The sequence below is a fragment of the Furfurilactobacillus cerevisiae genome (genome assembly GCF_048961765.1).
GTDB lineage: Bacteria > Bacillota > Bacilli > Lactobacillales > Lactobacillaceae > Furfurilactobacillus > Furfurilactobacillus milii_A.
In genome coordinates, this window is record NZ_CP185253.1 from 1729550 (window position 1) to 1745076 (window position 15527).

The 15527-nt window shown below is 42.3% G+C and carries 19 protein-coding genes and 2 pseudogenes; 4 read left to right on the plus strand and 17 right to left on the minus strand.

All coding sequences use genetic code 11. The features are described from left to right. Positions 1–23: 23 nt before the first annotated feature. Entirely contained in the window at positions 24–1010 is a 987-nt protein-coding gene (locus ABUE36_RS08280; protein ID WP_191982121.1) for an IS30 family transposase, read from the minus strand. Between the two features lie 294 nt (positions 1011–1304). Between ABUE36_RS08280 and ABUE36_RS08285 the strand changes: the two genes are divergently transcribed. Beyond that, positions 1305–1982, plus strand: coding sequence for a TetR/AcrR family transcriptional regulator (locus ABUE36_RS08285; protein ID WP_404825467.1), 678 nt, complete (start codon positions 1305–1307; stop codon positions 1980–1982). A gap of 96 nt (positions 1983–2078) precedes the next feature. Here ABUE36_RS08285 and ABUE36_RS08290 read toward each other — a convergent pair whose 3' ends face one another. The 4 genes and pseudogenes from ABUE36_RS08290 to ABUE36_RS08305 form a co-directional block, all read right to left on the minus strand. Next, positions 2079–2618 carry a dUTP diphosphatase gene (locus ABUE36_RS08290; RefSeq protein WP_421016572.1) on the minus strand — a complete coding sequence of 180 codons (540 nt, stop codon included), beginning with the start codon at positions 2616–2618 and terminating at the stop codon, positions 2079–2081. Between the two features lie 22 nt (positions 2619–2640). Further along, positions 2641–3768 (minus strand): hypothetical protein, encoded by a 1128-nt coding sequence (locus ABUE36_RS08295; protein WP_421016573.1) that lies wholly within the window; start codon positions 3766–3768, stop codon positions 2641–2643. After that, a complete protein-coding gene (locus tag ABUE36_RS08300) occupies positions 3758–4246 on the minus strand; it encodes a hypothetical protein (RefSeq protein ID WP_421016574.1) in 489 nt (162 codons plus the stop codon). Before ABUE36_RS08300 ends, ABUE36_RS08295 begins: the two co-directional genes overlap by 11 nt. A 243-nt stretch (positions 4247–4489) precedes the next feature. Then, a pseudogene (locus ABUE36_RS08305) lies at positions 4490–5140 on the minus strand (IS30 family transposase); the annotation flags it as partial. A gap of 102 nt (positions 5141–5242) precedes the next feature. On the opposite strand from ABUE36_RS08305, the gene istA reads away from it, so the two are divergent. After that, a complete protein-coding gene (istA, locus tag ABUE36_RS08310; protein ID WP_003555353.1) occupies positions 5243–6466 on the plus strand; it encodes an IS21 family transposase in 1224 nt (407 codons plus the stop codon). A 9-nt stretch (positions 6467–6475) separates the two neighbouring features. Next, positions 6476–7213: an IS21-like element helper ATPase IstB gene (gene istB / locus ABUE36_RS08315; RefSeq protein WP_014386885.1), complete on the plus strand. Its 738-nt coding sequence runs from the start codon at positions 6476–6478 to the stop codon at positions 7211–7213. A 52-nt stretch (positions 7214–7265) separates the two neighbouring features. Here the strand turns inward: istB and ABUE36_RS08320 are convergent. The 6 genes and pseudogenes from ABUE36_RS08320 to ABUE36_RS08345 form a co-directional block, all read right to left on the minus strand. Further along, positions 7266–7559: pseudogene (locus ABUE36_RS08320) on the minus strand (transposase); the annotation flags it as partial. Between the two features lie 87 nt (positions 7560–7646). Further along, on the minus strand, positions 7647–7937 hold the full coding sequence (locus ABUE36_RS08325; protein WP_421016575.1) for a hypothetical protein: 291 nt from the start codon (positions 7935–7937) through the stop codon (positions 7647–7649). 275 nt (positions 7938–8212) lie between these two features. Beyond that, on the minus strand, positions 8213–9553 hold the full coding sequence (gene glnA / locus ABUE36_RS08330; RefSeq protein ID WP_161001362.1) for a type I glutamate--ammonia ligase: 1341 nt from the start codon (positions 9551–9553) through the stop codon (positions 8213–8215). A 60-nt stretch (positions 9554–9613) separates the two neighbouring features. Then, complete coding sequence (locus ABUE36_RS08335) at positions 9614–9988, minus strand: MerR family transcriptional regulator (RefSeq protein ID WP_421016576.1); 375 nt, start codon at positions 9986–9988, stop codon at positions 9614–9616. 151 nt (positions 9989–10139) lie between these two features. Next, positions 10140–11063 carry a tRNA (adenosine(37)-N6)-dimethylallyltransferase MiaA gene (gene miaA / locus ABUE36_RS08340; protein WP_421016577.1) on the minus strand — a complete coding sequence of 308 codons (924 nt, stop codon included), beginning with the start codon at positions 11061–11063 and terminating at the stop codon, positions 10140–10142. Then, the gene (locus tag ABUE36_RS08345) at positions 11060–11836 is read right to left on the minus strand and encodes a glycerophosphodiester phosphodiesterase (RefSeq protein WP_421016578.1); all 777 of its coding nucleotides are present in this window, start codon (positions 11834–11836) and stop codon (positions 11060–11062) included. Before ABUE36_RS08345 ends, miaA begins: the two co-directional genes overlap by 4 nt. Positions 11837–11941: 105 nt before the next feature. Here ABUE36_RS08345 and ABUE36_RS08350 point away from each other — a divergent pair, with 105 nt between their 5' ends. Beyond that, positions 11942–12118 carry a DUF3042 family protein gene (locus ABUE36_RS08350; RefSeq protein WP_017261745.1) on the plus strand — a complete coding sequence of 59 codons (177 nt, stop codon included), beginning with the start codon at positions 11942–11944 and terminating at the stop codon, positions 12116–12118. A gap of 40 nt (positions 12119–12158) precedes the next feature. Here ABUE36_RS08350 and ABUE36_RS08355 read toward each other — a convergent pair whose 3' ends face one another. The 6 genes from ABUE36_RS08355 to rpmG all read right to left on the minus strand — a co-directional run bounded on the left by ABUE36_RS08355 (position 12159) and on the right by rpmG (position 15518). Continuing rightward, the gene (locus ABUE36_RS08355; RefSeq protein WP_096109805.1) at positions 12159–13088 is read right to left on the minus strand and encodes an IS30-like element ISLpl1 family transposase; all 930 of its coding nucleotides are present in this window, start codon (positions 13086–13088) and stop codon (positions 12159–12161) included. Between the two features lie 184 nt (positions 13089–13272). Continuing rightward, the gene (locus tag ABUE36_RS08360) at positions 13273–13686 is read right to left on the minus strand and encodes a rhodanese-like domain-containing protein (RefSeq protein WP_225439093.1); all 414 of its coding nucleotides are present in this window, start codon (positions 13684–13686) and stop codon (positions 13273–13275) included. Positions 13687–13747: 61 nt separating this feature from the next. Beyond that, positions 13748–13990, minus strand: a complete 243-nt coding sequence (locus ABUE36_RS08365) for a YqgQ family protein (RefSeq protein WP_017261743.1) — start codon at positions 13988–13990, stop codon at positions 13748–13750. A 39-nt stretch (positions 13991–14029) separates the two neighbouring features. Then, entirely contained in the window at positions 14030–14725 is a 696-nt protein-coding gene (locus ABUE36_RS08370; RefSeq protein ID WP_421016579.1) for a rhomboid family intramembrane serine protease, read from the minus strand. Next, positions 14725–15279 (minus strand): 5-formyltetrahydrofolate cyclo-ligase, encoded by a 555-nt coding sequence (locus ABUE36_RS08375; protein WP_421016580.1) that lies wholly within the window; start codon positions 15277–15279, stop codon positions 14725–14727. Before ABUE36_RS08375 ends, ABUE36_RS08370 begins: the two co-directional genes overlap by 1 nt. An 89-nt stretch (positions 15280–15368) precedes the next feature. Next, complete coding sequence (rpmG, locus tag ABUE36_RS08380; protein WP_081495844.1) at positions 15369–15518, minus strand: 50S ribosomal protein L33; 150 nt, start codon at positions 15516–15518, stop codon at positions 15369–15371. Positions 15519–15527: the final 9 nt, after the last annotated feature.

Consider the following 15527-nt stretch of genomic DNA (forward strand, 5'->3'; position numbering starts at 1 on the left):
TCTTTTTTATATCTGGCGAATTGTCAAACTAAGTGCAACGGTTTGTCAAAAAATACTTCATATGGGGTTTCATAGTTTAACACTTTGCGAGGACGTTGATTTAACTGCTTTTGGCAGTGTTCAACGTCCTGTTCTGTATAATTATCAATATCTGTTCGCTTGGGAAAATATTCCCGGATTAATCCATTTGTATTCTCATTTGTTCCACGCTGTTCAGGCGAATATGGATCGGGCCAATAGACAGTAACACCTAACCTTTCGCTGATTTCATCAAGATGAAGAAATTCGGTCCCATGATCTGGTGTAATAGAATGAACAAATTCTTTAGGAATGGCCCCTAACAGTTCAACTAAGCCTTTATTTATCTCCTGCGAGTCCTTTTGCACAACCTTTTTGATAAGCGTAAGCCGACTAAGCCGATCGACAATCGTTAAAAGGATGGAGTGACCCGTTCGACCAATCACAGTATCAATTTCCCAGTCACCTATACGTTGACGCTGGTTGATAAAACCAGGGCGCTCATGGATCGAGATATAGTCGGTCTGTACTTCTCGATGTCGTCTAGTATTCTTTGAATGCCGAGTCCGATGTTTATGTCTGAGATGGCGCTGAATACCGGTATCACCACGTGAGGAGTACTTCTCACCTAAATTGTGTTGATAGATATGACGGTAAATTGTGTTGTAGCTAACACACCATTGATGTTCCTTATTAAAGCGAGCGGTAATCTGCTCTGGTGACCAGTGCAGATCTAAGATGTAATGAACAATTTGACGGCGTAATTGTGGATGGCTGTCTAATAGCCGCTTCTTGTGACAATTCTGCCGCTTTTGATGATAGTCATTATCTGCTTTGCTTGGGGAATAATTACCTGCACAACGTTTTAACTCCCGTGAAATAGTGCTTGGATTTCGCCCCAGCCGTAACGCAACAGCCCGGATAGATAACCCCTTAGCTCGTAAAAACATAAGTATTTCACGTTCTTTTATAGTAAGATGTTTATAGCTCATACCGGATACCTCGAATTGTTTGATTTGGTCGTTAAACATATTCTACCCGGTATGGGTTTATTTTTTTACTTTGTGTTGCATTTCAATTGTAAATTCGCCCTAGATTTCTTGAACTATACGCGGCGGCCACGAAACATAAGTTAAAAGATTACTATACTGCACAAATGTATTCGCTTGCAAGAATGTGTAATATAGTCCCTTTATCTGTTGACGAAGCGCTTTCATTTCTTATATAATAGGCTTTGTAAACATTTATCAGAGTGCTGTCTAATAAATTGAGCAACTTGGGGGTGCATCATGGTTAAACATTTGGACCCTCGGGTGATTAAAACGCGGTCAAGTTTAAAAACTGCCCTAATCAGTCTGATGCAACAATACAAAATTGAAAATATCAGTGTTCAAAAGATCACTGAAACTGCGCACATTACTCGAGGAACATTTTATTTACATTATAAAGACAAGCGAGATTTCATTTCACGTGCCATGACTGAAATTTTGGATGACTTTTTCGATGCCGTCATTGACGACGGCACTGACAGTTTACCAGAGCATTATGCCTTTCTGAACGGTCATGCCGTCAATGTCTTTTACTTAAACAACGCCTTTAATTACATTGAAAAAGACGCTCAGATGTTCAACGTTTTGTTGAATACACAGGAAAATGGGTTATTTGAACATGAATTATATGCCCGAATGACTGGCTATCTAAATCGTTTCTACGATCAGATGAAACCGGCGTTTGCTGACATCGGCGTACCAATTAATATTCAAATTGCCTTTACGGTTTCTGCTTATGTTGGTTTAATCAAAAATTGGCTCATTGAAGGCATGATTTATACACCACATTATATGACAGGATCAGTTCATAAAATGATTTCGCTCGTAAGCGCCGGTTCTCCAAAAACAGTTACGTTTACCAACTTTTTCTATTCAGATCCGCAGTTATTAGCTCGTCAAACTAATAACTGGTAGGAATAAGCGTGCTAACGAACACAAAATAAGGCCTAACGTTGGGTTTATAGCCCAAACGTTAAGCCTTATTTTGATTGCTACATTATCACGAGAAGACTAATAGTCATTAGCCTGACGTTTTAAATTTTTCTCGCGTTTTGCTTGATAAGCTTCCTGAATTTCATCTTGCGTGAAACCAAAACCACGCAAACCCATTGTTAAGAATAAGTGCCATGCATGGCCAAAATCGCCCTGACGATGTTCTTTTAGACTGGATAAAATCATACTGTTAATGGCCAAATAGGTCTTGGTTAGATTAAGATCTGGTCCCTTTGTCAGCTTAGTCAATTCGTCAGGCGTTAAGACTGTTAAATGCGTCCATTGCTGTTTATGGAAAATCAACAAAAAGAAATCCAATGCATCGACATATTCTTCTAACAGCGTCTGATGGGATGTTTGACCAGGATTACTTTTGCCGCGGTGCGTTTTCCACACTTTAAACCATTCACTCGTATTCGCAATCTCGGCCAGCTCGACGTCTAAGGCTAAATATGCGTTCTGTAGACTATCCTCACGCGACCAATGTAATTGCTTTGCATCATGTATTTGTTGATCAAACTCAATGCATTCGCGCAAGAGCATCGCTAAATCTAACATTGTAATTCCCCTAACCTGTCTATTAAGCAAAAATTAACGGATCGGACTGAATCTCTAAATCATCGCGGTTAGCTAAGTACCATTGACGAATGAAATCATAGTTCAACAACACTGCCATCAAAGAAATTTGGTTCTTAGGATCCGTCGTGGTGATGACCCACTTAGGTGCTGTCTGCGTGCCAGCATCTGCAATACCAAAGACAAGATCATCTTCTAAGTCAATGATAGCGCCATTGCCTGCGGGGGCATTTTGCAACATATAATGACTGTCAGCCGAGGCCACGAAGAGCTTGTCCACTGTACCTGCTGGCAATGCCGGATGTTTCGTTTGATACTCCGCGTTATTGTCAGTTTCTAACAAGTTATAGTCAGCCGTAAAGTGATAATCACGCTGTAAATCCTTGGCAAACGTAATGAGCGTGTCAATAGCAGCCATCTTCTTATCTGCTGGTTGATCAGCTAACGCCACCGCAAATAGGTCAGTAAACGCTTTGCTGTTGAACCGGATTTGCTGACGTTCCAGGTTCATATAGAACAAGTGGAGACCGGAAGCCTTATCTGTGAAGAAGGCCCCCCCATTGCGCCCACCAACCAATACAAACTTGAAGTCAGGCTGTGCGCCTAACGCGTCAAACGTAACGCTTAATTCTTCATGATCAGCTGCACTTGTGAGAATTAATCCTTTTTCTTCGTGAATCTCCAGTAAGCGACTCATAAAGAGCAAATAATAGTCAGAAGCCGTGTATTGATGTGGAAAAGTTACAAACGCGGTATCCATTTTAAAATCAAATAAATGCGTAGCCGAATCTAACAATTCATCAGTGTCTTGCGTCTCAGTCAGTTGATCCAAGTACTTAGTGAACTGAATGCCGTTTTGCAAACCATCTTTTATGTTGTTGTTGTAGATTCTAAAACGTTGACTTGGCGTTAACGTATCTAACTTTTTCTCTTTACTGGTGCCAGACTCAGCTTCGTTTTTTGCCGCACTGGCAGCTTCGGAATCTGTAGCTACTGCCGAATCAGTCTCGGAAGATCGTTGCTGCTTAGTTGCCGTTGATGCAGTCTGATCAGAATGGACATCTTTGACCGTGCTTGCTTCAGTAGATTCAGCACTAGCTGACGTCAAATCTCTTTTATCATCACTTGTCATCTGAAGTCACCTCACTAGTTGCTGAATTGCTTGCGCTCTCTGCGTTGGCAGCAAGTGCACTATCCTGAGAACGAATTTCACTGGATGGCATTTTTTCATCCGGATCCGCTTGCCCTGCTTCAATTGCCCGCCCAATTAGATGACTGATATAGTCAACATATAAACTAGCATTACGATCTTTAAACGTTGCAAAGTCACCAAACACTTTGCGAATCGCTTGCTTTTCGTAGCTTAGAATCGTGTCTTCCTTGGACAAAACTAACGACTCATCTTCATTGGCTTTCATGCCTTTATAAGCGTTATTTGCCTGATCATCCTCGTCAGCAAGTTTGGTCAACTGATCCAAAATGTCTTGACGTTCAGCCTTCGAATGGCCGCCGTTAAACAACGTGCGCGATTCCCCAACTTCTTTAAGTTGTGACCGTAATTTTTCTTTTTGCAAATCGCGTTGTTCTTGGTTCTTGACCAATTCCTGCAATTCTTGGCTTTGCCGAGCAATATCTTTGATGCGATCCGAATTGTAGTTTTTGCCTTCTGATTCAAGTGCAAACGACTGTGTCAGTTTTTCATACTCTTCGCTGTCAAAAATGAATTGTGCGTTTAAAACGTCTAATTCACCAAACTGGCGACGATCCCACCAGTTCCCAAAGAATACATTGAATTTGCCGTTTTCCGGTTCTTCAAAATAAAAGAATGGGTATGTGTGTGGTAGATTGCAAATTTAATCCGAATTTTTGGACAAATTGGTCAGCATAACCTGATACGGTGTTTTCCAGTCAAGTATTTTAAGCGGTCTCTGGTTAATTTGGAGTAACGTCGTCGTTAAATCTTGAGCACTAATGTGCTCAAAACGAGTCCCCTTAGGATAAAAATAACGTAAATTCCGATTAAAGCGTTCATTACTACCACGTTCAGCTGGCGTATAAGCATGACAGTAATAGGTCTTAATACCATATTGTGATTCAAATGATACTAGCCCACTAAACTCAGTACCACGGTCCACAGTAAAACTGTGCACCGGTCCATTAAAAGTTGTTAGGAACTTAGTCAGTGCTTCATTAACACTCGCTGTCGTTCGGTCCTTTAACCGATATGCCCAAAGGAACCGTGATTTGCGATCGATTAAAGTTAATAAAACTGCCTTACTATGCCCACGAGGGCCAACGACGGTATCTAGTTCAAAATCACCGATGCGATTACGTTGATTAATCATCATGGGACGCTGTTCAATCGATCGCCCCAAAGATTGATTATATTTGGATCGTTGGTCAACGTTACGCCGTTGGCGTACGCCATGTTCAGGTAGATCATTCAAGGAGAAACCAATTCTCCCCTGATTTAGCCAATTATAAATAGATTTAGTCGCTAGTTGTAAAAGGCACCCGTAAAATGTAGGAAAACGGCAGGTTAGAACTGTTGGTTTTCCTACATTTTTTGTATCATGAATCACATCAGAGTGTAGGAGGAATTTGATGTGAGACGTGATTTAAGAGAAGGAGTGACGATTTACGTGACTGAAAATATTAAGCCTAACTTCGCCGAGATTGCCCGGCAATATAATGTTGATTATCGAACCGTTAAGAAAGCCTATGAGGAAGTCAAAGCTGGACTTAAGGGCCGACCAAGTGGTCGACCGAAACGGCCAAGTTTACTGGATCCATTCAAGCAAACCATCGATTCAAAGCTTGAACTAAATTGTTCGGCTGCTTCAATTTTTAAATTTATCCAGAAGAAGGGCTTTACCGGCAGCTATACCCTCGTGAAAGATTATTGTCGCCAAACCCGCCGAGAACGAGTTAAGAAAGCTACCATTCGGATTGAACATTCCCCTGGTCTCTCTGCTCAAGTTGACTGGAAAGAAGAAATGGCCCTAGTGAGCAGCGAGGGTGAGCTGTTTAAATTCAATATTTTCTTGTATGTATTGCCTTATTCAAAACTCAAATATATGACACTAACCTTTGATCGGAGCCAAGATACCCTCTTTTCTTGCTTACACGACGCTTTCCTTCATACCGGAGGTATTCCGACGGAAATCTGGTTTGATAATATGAAAACCGTTGTGGATCATACAAAATCCCAGTTTGGCCACGCTGTCTTTAACGAACGGTTCCACGAATTCTGTAAAGATGCCGGTTTCACACCAATTGCTTGTCGACCATTCAGACCACAAACTAAAGGTGCAGTTGAAGCCCTTGCTCGCACGGTTGAACGTTTACGGCCATACAATACTGAATTTGCTGATGGAACTGAGCTAATCGAACTAGTTCATATGCTCCGAGATGATCTAAATCATGAAACTTCGCAGGCCACGGACGAAGTCCCGTACCTGAAATGGTTAGACGAAGAAAAAGAGTACCTTCATCGCGTTCCAGTTAATCTCCTTGAACCATACTTCGAAGAAAACATTACCCGTGTCGTTTCGAAGGAGGCCATGATCAATTTCCGCAAATGTAAGTACTCAGTAGATCCGCGATACATTGGTTGTACGGTTGCTGTTGAAATCTCCAATGATGAGCAGCGCATTCACATTTATTATAACGGAGAAGAAATTCGTACGCACTCCATAACTACCAATTCGCTGAATTATGACCCCCAAGATCAGTTCAATATCCTCAAATCTGATTTGCTTAAAGGGCGGACAGATGAAGACATTTCAGCTTACATTCGTGAACATATGACTGATTACGACAACTTATAGGAGGCTACCATGACCACTAATAATCAAATTCTTTTAAATAATCTTGAGCGCTTAGGGTTAAACAAAATCCGTGAATACTTGCCGAATTACCTTGATCAAATTCACACTGATAATCTGTCATTAACTGAGGCGCTAATTGATTTAACTAATTCGGAACTCCAGAATCGACACGAAGGTCAGATTGCACGGGCCATTGGCCGTGCTCGGTTCCCCAATACAAAATCCCTAGATACATTTGATTTTAGCTTTCAACCCAGTATGAATCGCCAAGAGGTTCTGGAATTCCAGAATCTGGCTTTTATGGAAAAGTCTGAAAACTTAATCTTTATTGGCAATCCGGGAGTCGGTAAAACCCACTTGGCAATTAGTATTGGGATTGAGGCCTGTAAACAGGGCTGTCGGGTTCTCTTTATTAATTGTCATGAGCTGTTGATTAGATTGAGAGCAGCTTACGAAAAAGGACTGCTTGATCGATCTCTAAGCCGCTATTCGCGCTATGACCTATTAATTATTGATGAAATTGGGTATTTGCCAATTGGTCACCAAGAAGCTAACCTCTTATTTCAGCTAGTCAATGCCCGCTATGAAAAGCATTCAACGATCATTACCAGCAATAGTGATCTATCCGCTTGGGTTGATATTTTCCAGAACCCAACTGTGACAGCAGCCATTCTCGATCGCTTGGTTCATCATGTTCACGTAGTGAAGATCACTGGTAAATCTTACCGATTACGTGGCCTCAAGTAACTGCCGAAAACCTACATTTCTTTCTGCCGAAAACCTACATTTTTAAACTGCCCTTGACAGCTAGTTTAAATTCGTGAGCAATCATTCCTGGTGACCAGCTTAGATGTAAATGGTTGAGAATTGTTTGCTTTAACTCATCGCTCAGCTTAGTTTTCCGACCACATCGTGATCGCTTGTATTCGGCATCTGTTTGTGCTAATTCAGCCTGATAAGGTTGACATCGAGATAATTCATAAGAAATTGTTGACGGTGATCGGTTCAGCCGAACGCCCATTTGGATATTGGACAGCCCTAGTTCACAAAAGGTTTCGATTTTAATTCGTTCGGAATAGGTTATACTAGACAAAAGATCAGCTCCTAAAAGATGGGTTTGTTGTAAACACCATTTTAAAGGAAGCTGATCTTTTTTGTCCGAACAGCGTTCGGATTAATTTTACAATCTACTGTGTTTTAAATAAGCAATAAGCTCCGCACTCAAATAATGGCTGAGTTCAGGGTGTATATCATCGACCAAACGTGCTAATTGGTTGCCTTCCGTTTGTTTATTGCCCCTAATCAACGTGTTGTAACGTTGTGGGTCAACTAATTCGTAGACCCGACGATCATTAAAATCATTAATGGCGCCGGTTAATTCATCCAAATAACGTGACTTTTGTCCGAGTTTACCAGACAACTCAGGACGTACATTACGTGATCCGACTTTTTTCGTTTGTGGATTATCCATGCCGTCTTACCCCTTGTTCACTAAATTCATACACTTATATCGTACACTACTGCCATCATGTCGACAATCGCCCCGGCAGTGTTGCAAACGTTTTCTTAACATTTAAATTTAGAATTTTTTAGACAAAAAGCCGTGATGAATATCCGCAGTCGCATTTCAGCTAAAAAACGACGCTATTCATCACGGTTACATGTTTATTTATTTTACTATAACTTGATGACTGACCAGCCTAAACTGAAGAGTACATTGTCGCACCAAGAAACGGCTCTCAAATATTAATATTGTTCCAGATACTGATCACGTTCCCACTTAGTGACAGACTGACGATACGATGCCCATTCCAGCTTTTTGGCTTCAATAAAGCTTTGGAATAAATGATCGCCTAAAGCTGCCTTCATAACGGGATCACTTTGCAAGGCTTTCGTGGCATTGTGTAAATTGTCTGGCAAATTGCTAATGTGGTTAGTTTCACGCTCTTTTTCGTCCATTGAATAGATGTTGCGATCCACAGAATCGTTCGGTGTCATCCCATTACGAATACCATCCAAACCGGCTTCCAACATCGCAGCTATGGCAAGATATGGATTGGCAGCAGGATCAACTGAACGCAACTCTAAGCGTGTCGAATTGCCACGTGCACTAGGGACACGAACCAGTGGTGAACGGTTGGAACCTGACCAGGCTACGTAAACTGGGGCTTCGAAACCTGGTACCAGACGTTTATAAGAGTTCACGATTGGATTTACAACAGCAGTTAAATTACGGGCATGAGCCAACAGACCACCAAGAAAATGATAAGCGGTTTCGCTGAGTTCCAGTTCCCCATCAGCATCGTAAAACGCATTGCCCTTAGCGGTTGATAATGACATATTCATGTGCATGCCTGACCCATTGATACCTTCAAGTGGCTTGGGCATAAAGGTGGCAAATAGTCCGTACTTTCTCGCAATTGTTTTAACTACTAGTTTAAAGGTTTGAATATTGTCGGCCGCCTCCAGTGCATCAGCATACTTAAAGTCGATTTCATGCTGGCCAGGCGCAACTTCATGATGGGCAGCTTCGACTTCAAAGCCCATTTTTTCGAGTTCGAGGACAATGTCGCGACGGCAATTCTCACCAAGGTCCATTGGTGCCAAATCAAAATAGCTTCCCTTGTCATTCAGCTTCAATGTTGGTTCGCCATTTTCATCCATTTTAAACAGGAAGAATTCTGGTTCCGGACCAATGTTGAAAGAGGTAAAACCGGCAGCCTTCATCTCATCAACGACACGAATCAGGTTGTTACGAGGATCACCTTCGAATGGTTTTCCATCCGTTGTATAAACTTCACAAATCACTCGGGCTACCCGACCATGTTCACTGCCCCACGGAAAAATCATCCACGTCGACAGGTCTGGGTGAAGGTACATATCACTTTCTTCGATTCTAACAAAGCCATCGATGGATGAGCCATCAAACATTAACTTGTTATCCAATAACTTGCCCAATTGACTCGTCGGCACTTCAACGTTCTTAATTGAACCCATCAGATCAGTAAACATTAATCGTAAAAATTCCACGTGTTCCGTTTTGACCAATTCGCGAATTTCATCCTTCGTGTATGTCTTCTTTGCCATGTTCCTGCCTATCCTTTCGACTAACCTCAATTGCCAACTGTTGTTTCTAAAGAAAAGCGCTTATAAGTGTTGCTGAAGACCAGACTGTGGTGGCCGCATCCCTGCTAACTGTTGCATTTCAGCCTCAAGTAAATGACGTGCACGTTCGTCTGACAACCGTTTCGATTCCAATTGTGCAGACGCAACCTGATGTGTCTTTGCATACAAACGGCGCATTGTTGCAAAGTCCATCCCGCTTGCCAGACCATCCTTCACTTCCAGCAAACGGTCCACATCATTCAATGAATAACGCCGACGATTGCCCTCATTCCGTGCTGGATGGACTAACGCCTGTGTTTCATAATACCGGATCTGTCGTGCTGAAAGGTCAGTCAGCGCCATTACCGTACTCATCGGTAAAATTGCCAATGACCGACGCAACTGTTTTTCCGCCATCAGTCAGCCTCCCAAAAACTCACAAACATTTGAACAACTGCATCATCCCACCGCAAAGTATTAAAGTCAATCTTTCATGTCATAAGTTCTAACATGAAAGATTGACTTTAATTTAAAAATAACAAAATTGAGGCATATCAGTCCTATGCAATCAATTATTTTTGTTTGCTAGCCACACTTGTGCCTGTCTTTCTATAGCCTCAAGTTCCTCAGGATGTTGTATCAAATCATACCAGTTAACTGGTAATTGATGACGGAACCACGTTAATTGCCGTTTGGCATAATGACGAGAGTTCTGTTTCAATAAGCCCACCGCCTGATCTAACGATTCTGTTTTGCGAAAATAAGGAAACAGTTCTTTATAACCGATACCGCGGCCAGCCTGCAGGTTTTCACCGCCCTGTTCAAAAAGCCAGTGCGCCTCATCCAACAAGCCAGCTTGCAGCATCAAATCAACCCGTTTATTAATCCGCTCGTACAATACCGCTCGATCCGTATTTAAACCAACGATGAACGCGTCATACCGATTCGGATGGTCTGTTTGAATCTCAATGGATTTGCCGGTTGTCTCAAAGACTTCTAGTGCCCGGATAACGCGGCGAACATTGCCAGCAGGGATCTTGCTAGCAGCAATTTCATCCCGCTGTTTGAGCTGATTCCAGACCCACTGATTGCCATGTTCAACAGCCAGTGTCTGCCAGTGATCGCGAAATTGCTGATTTGCCGGTGTTCCCAGTTGTAGCCCCGTTAGTAATGCTTGTAAATAAAAACCGGTCCCGCCAACAATCATTGGCAGATGACCGCGCGCAGTGATTTCTGAGATAAGTGTGGCGGCACGTTCAACAAACATTGCTACCGTGAAAGAATCCTGAACGTCACATTCATTAATCAAAAAGTGTGGTACCCCTTGGCGTTCTTCAGCAGTCACCTTAGCCGTGCCAATGTTGAGATGACGGTATACCTGCATTGAATCACCGGAAATAATTTCCCCGTTAATTTTTTTCGCTAGCGTGATGGATAAATCTGTTTTACCCACGGCCGTTGGACCAACAATCATTAATACCTTTGGTTTCATTTTCTATTTTCCTTTGATTCACTTTTTGGGAATTCCTTTGTTGAATAAACTGATCGTAACATTTGGGCAAGCTCAAGTTCATCGGTAATAACGGCGGCCGCACCTAGCCGGAAACATTTTTTGAGCAATGATGATCGATTAACCGTCCATACTCTAACGATGGCCCGATTATTGAAAATCCATCTCCTATCCATAAACAGCCACCACCACTTAAAGTGCACGCTGGTTGCTGACTCGCCACAGTGAGCAAGTCGTACAACTGACGTCGGCCAACGCGTGAGTAGCGCCGTTTCAACGACGGGCAAGGCGTGATGGAAAACTGCTAGTAACTGGTGGCTAAAACTAGACACCACTATGGCCGGCAGTAACGTCGGAAAACTGGCTAACACGTCGGCTAAATGTTGTGCCACCAATACACTGCCATTGTTTGAAGCCTTAATTTCTAAATTGAGAACGCCCTGAAAAGCTTGTTCTGCTAAATAATTCAAGAGTTCGACCAGTGTCGGTATTCTGATGTCAGATTTATGGCCATAAAACCTCCAGCCTGCGTCTAACTGTTGAATTGTCGTCAACCGTAGCCGACTAATTTCACCAGTGCCATTTGTTGTCCGATCAACACGGCTGTCATGACACAAAACCAGCTCGTGATCTGCCGTTTCCTGAACATCAGTTTCGAGGCCATCAGCACCACAGCTCAAGGCTGCTTTAAACGCAGCCATTGTATTTTCAGGACGTTGACGGGCAAGACCGCGATGAGCGATAATCAGTGTCACCGAAATGTACCCCCTTTCACTGGACGTTACGGTTAAAAAAAGACATAATAAACGTGTAGTTTAAATCGCATCTTGATTATTATAAAAAATTGAGGAGGTCAAACCATGAAGAAATTTACACAAGGATTTTTATTAGGCACATTAGCAACTATTGGTGCTGTAGCCGCTGGTGTATTTTCATTCCACAAAACCGTTGTTTCACCCATTGAGGACGAAGAACAACGCGTGGATGACAATCGTCGACGGGCTGTCCGTAAATCCCGTTCATCTCACCTCAACTAGTAGTTTCGCATATTCCAATTTATTTTGGTAGATTGCAAATTTAATCCGAATTTTTGGACAAATTGGTCAGCATAACCTGATACGGTGTTTTCCAGTCAAGTATTTTAAGCGGTCTCTGGTTAATTTGGAGTAACGTCGTCGTTAAATCTTGAGCACTAATGTGCTCAAAACGAGTCCCCTTAGGATAAAAATAACGTAAATTCCGATTAAAGCGTTCATTACTACCACGTTCAGCTGGCGTATAAGCATGACAGTAATAGGTCTTAATACCATATTGTGATTCAAATGATACTAGCCCACTAAACTCAGTACCACGGTCCACAGTAAAACTGTGCACCGGTCCATTAAAAGTTGTTAGGAACTTAGTCAGTGCTTCATTAACACTCGCTGTCGTTCGGTCCTTTAACCGATATGCCCAAAGGAACCGTGATTTGCGATCGATTAAAGTTAATAAAACTGCCTTACTATGCCCACGAGGGCCAACGACGGTATCTAGTTCAAAATCACCGATGCGATTACGTTGATTAATCATCATGGGACGCTGTTCAATCGATCGCCCCAAAGATTGATTATATTTGGATCGTTGGTCAACGTTACGCCGTTGGCGTACGCCATGTTCAGGTAGATCATTCAAGGAGAAACCAATTCTCCCCTGATTTAGCCAATTATAAATAGATTTAGTCGCTAGTTTAAATTCGTGAGCAATCATTCCTGGTGACCAGCTTAGATGTAAATGGTTGAGAATTGTTTGCTTTAACTCATCGCTCAGCTTAGTTTTCCGACCACATCGTGATCGCTTGTATTCGGCATCTGTTTGTGCTAATTCAGCCTGATAAGGTTGACATCGAGATAATTCATAAGAAATTGTTGACGGTGATCGGTTCAGCCGAACGCCCATTTGGATATTGGACAGCCCTAGTTCACAAAAGGTTTCGATTTTAATTCGTTCGGAATAGGTTATACTAGACAAAAGATCAGCTCCTAAAAGATGGGTTTGTTGTAAACACCATTTTAAAGGAAGCTGATCTTTTTTGTCCGAACAGCGTTCGGATTAATTTTACAATCTACTTTTTACACAAAAAATCGGTATCTATCATGCATTCGTTTGAATTCATGATAGATACCGATTTTTTAATAACTTCAAAACACCAAATCTAATACTTACTAGCTTTCGTTTTACCTTCCCAGTGGCCATAGCCATCCGTCAAGATAAAAATCTGTTTGTAACCATTACGAGCTAAACGAAGGGCTGCCCGTGTGCTCAATGCCTTACCTTCATCGTAAAGATAAACTGGTAAGTCATCACGAATTTCTTTATAACGTTGACTAAAGGTTGAATAGGGCACGCTGCGAGCGCCAAGAATGTGGCCAGAATCAAAGTCCTTTTTTTCACGAACATCGATAATTTGTGCCTTACGCATTCCTGCCTGAAATTCTTCCTGTGTTAACAACGTTGAAACTTGCCGACGTTTTATAACTAGATAAACACGCCATCCAATCCAACCGAACACAATTAACAGGCCAACAACGTCAAAAATTATTTCTCCTACAGAAGCAGCAACTAACACGAACAATCCCTCCATCTTCTAAACTCAATACTCACATTGTACACATTTGTTCAAACAGTGCCTAGTGCTCATTAGTCTTTTTTGATTTTTGCTCTTCAATCCGGTGTTCATGTGTCAACACCACTTTCGCTTGTAGCCACGTTGGTTTGTCAATGGCGTTCATTCGGTACAAATTATCCAACTCCAGTGCCATGACCTCAATATCCCACATCCGTTTGCCCACATAGACATAAATACCGAATGCTTTTAGCACCTGCTGAACATCGTACAACGTGCGTAATGATTTCGGATTGTCCCGATACATAATTTTTGCCTCACTTTTGACAATTTCAACTCATCCAGATTAAAACAAACGAATGAGTCCAAAGTTTGCAACAACTACCCCAACTAGGCCGACCACACGTAGCCAGCGTGAAACAGCTGGATTGTTATAACGCTTTGGGACACTCAGCAAGAAGGCCACGGCAATTCCGCCAATCAACCCACCAATGTGCCCCCAGATATCAATACCAACGGCAAAGATATCAAACACCAAGTTAACGACCACTAAGATTGAAAATTGCCGAGCAATTACATGAATCGCGGGATTGTTTCGTTCAATGACGTCTAATGCGATAAATGCCCCGAACAGACCAAAAATGGCTGTGCTAGCACCTGCAGACAATCCTTCCGGATGAAAGAACATGCTCCAAACATTACCGGTAAAACCACTGACCAAGTAAATGACCAACGTCCGCCAATGGCCAAACGTCATCTCCACATAACGACCCAAAAAATAAAGCGTAATCATGTTCAGTGCAATATGCTCAAACGTGACGTGAATAAACATTGGTGTAATTAACCGCCACCATTCACCAGCTTGAACAGCGGTTCCAGACAATGCGCCTGATTGATCCAACGATTGGACAGAAAATGGACTTGCTAATGAAATGCCCTGAATGCCAAATTCAAACAGCATCCACAAAAAAACGAGCACATTGATGATAATTAGTCCGACCGTTACTGGTGACCCTCGTCGTATGCGTTGCCAAACGTTCATTAATCTGCCTCCTTGAGCGAAATAATTTGTTTTATCTTTATATCAAAAGAATCGGCTGTCCATTTCCGTTTACGAAAACGTTGTGGTGACAGCGCTAAACTGACTGTTTCACCCTTAAACGCAGCTAAATAACGATCATAATAACCAGCCCCAAAGCCAATACGACTTCCATCATCAGCAAAGGCAACGCCGGGCACAACGATTAAATCCATCTGATTAGGGTCAATGCTCTGCCCCCCAACAGGCTCCTGAATGCCAAATGCAGACGCCTCAAAAGAAACACCTGCCCCTAACGTAATGAACGTCATCTGACGATGTGGAAGTGTTTTGGGCACACTAACCTGTTTGCCCGCTGCCAACGCCTGAGCAATTAACGGACGCGTATCTAACTCAACTGCTGCACTCATGGTTAAGCCGATCGATTTAGCATCTTGCCAAATTGAACTCCCAACCAACCCATCAATGAGTTGTTGGCTTTCAGTCGCCTTACCCGCCGGCGCCATTCTGTCCAATGCATTAATTACGTTTTTTCTGATTACATCTTTTGTTTGCATCATGCACCTCCATCAGCGGATAATGATTGCGATTATTTTCTATTGAAAACAAAAAAGCGCCCGAGGAATTCCCAGGCGCTAATTAGTCATTACTTAGTTTCACGGTGCAAAGTGACTTTGCGATCGTGAGGGCAGTACTTGTTTAATTCGATCCGGTCTGGATTGTTGCGCCGATTCTTTGATGACAAGTATGTTTGCCGACCACATTCGGTGCATTCTAAGGTAATGTGTACGCGCATCTTTAACCC

Bases quoted from the DNA above. Each gene is read 5' to 3' on its own strand.
- ABUE36_RS08280 (WP_191982121.1), bottom strand. From the start codon at position 1,010: ATGAGCTATAAACATCTTACTATAAAAGAACGTGAAATACTTATGTTT.
- ABUE36_RS08290 (WP_421016572.1), bottom strand. From the start codon at position 2,618: ATGTTAGATTTAGCGATGCTCTTGCGCGAATGCATTGAGTTTGATCAA.
- ABUE36_RS08295 (WP_421016573.1), bottom strand. From the start codon at position 3,768: ATGACAAGTGATGATAAAAGAGATTTGACGTCAGCTAGTGCTGAATCT.
- istB (WP_014386885.1), top strand. From the start codon at position 6,476: ATGACCACTAATAATCAAATTCTTTTAAATAATCTTGAGCGCTTAGGG.
- ABUE36_RS08325 (WP_421016575.1), bottom strand. From the start codon at position 7,937: ATGGATAATCCACAAACGAAAAAAGTCGGATCACGTAATGTACGTCCT.
- glnA (WP_161001362.1), bottom strand. From the start codon at position 9,553: ATGGCAAAGAAGACATACACGAAGGATGAAATTCGCGAATTGGTCAAA.
- ABUE36_RS08335 (WP_421016576.1), bottom strand. From the start codon at position 9,988: ATGGCGGAAAAACAGTTGCGTCGGTCATTGGCAATTTTACCGATGAGT.
- miaA (WP_421016577.1), bottom strand. From the start codon at position 11,063: ATGAAACCAAAGGTATTAATGATTGTTGGTCCAACGGCCGTGGGTAAA.
- ABUE36_RS08350 (WP_017261745.1), top strand. From the start codon at position 11,942: ATGAAGAAATTTACACAAGGATTTTTATTAGGCACATTAGCAACTATT.
- ABUE36_RS08365 (WP_017261743.1), bottom strand. From the start codon at position 13,990: ATGTATCGGGACAATCCGAAATCATTACGCACGTTGTACGATGTTCAG.
- ABUE36_RS08370 (WP_421016579.1), bottom strand. From the start codon at position 14,725: ATGAACGTTTGGCAACGCATACGACGAGGGTCACCAGTAACGGTCGGA.
- ABUE36_RS08375 (WP_421016580.1), bottom strand. From the start codon at position 15,279: ATGCAAACAAAAGATGTAATCAGAAAAAACGTAATTAATGCATTGGAC.
- rpmG (WP_081495844.1), bottom strand. From the start codon at position 15,518: ATGCGCGTACACATTACCTTAGAATGCACCGAATGTGGTCGGCAAACA.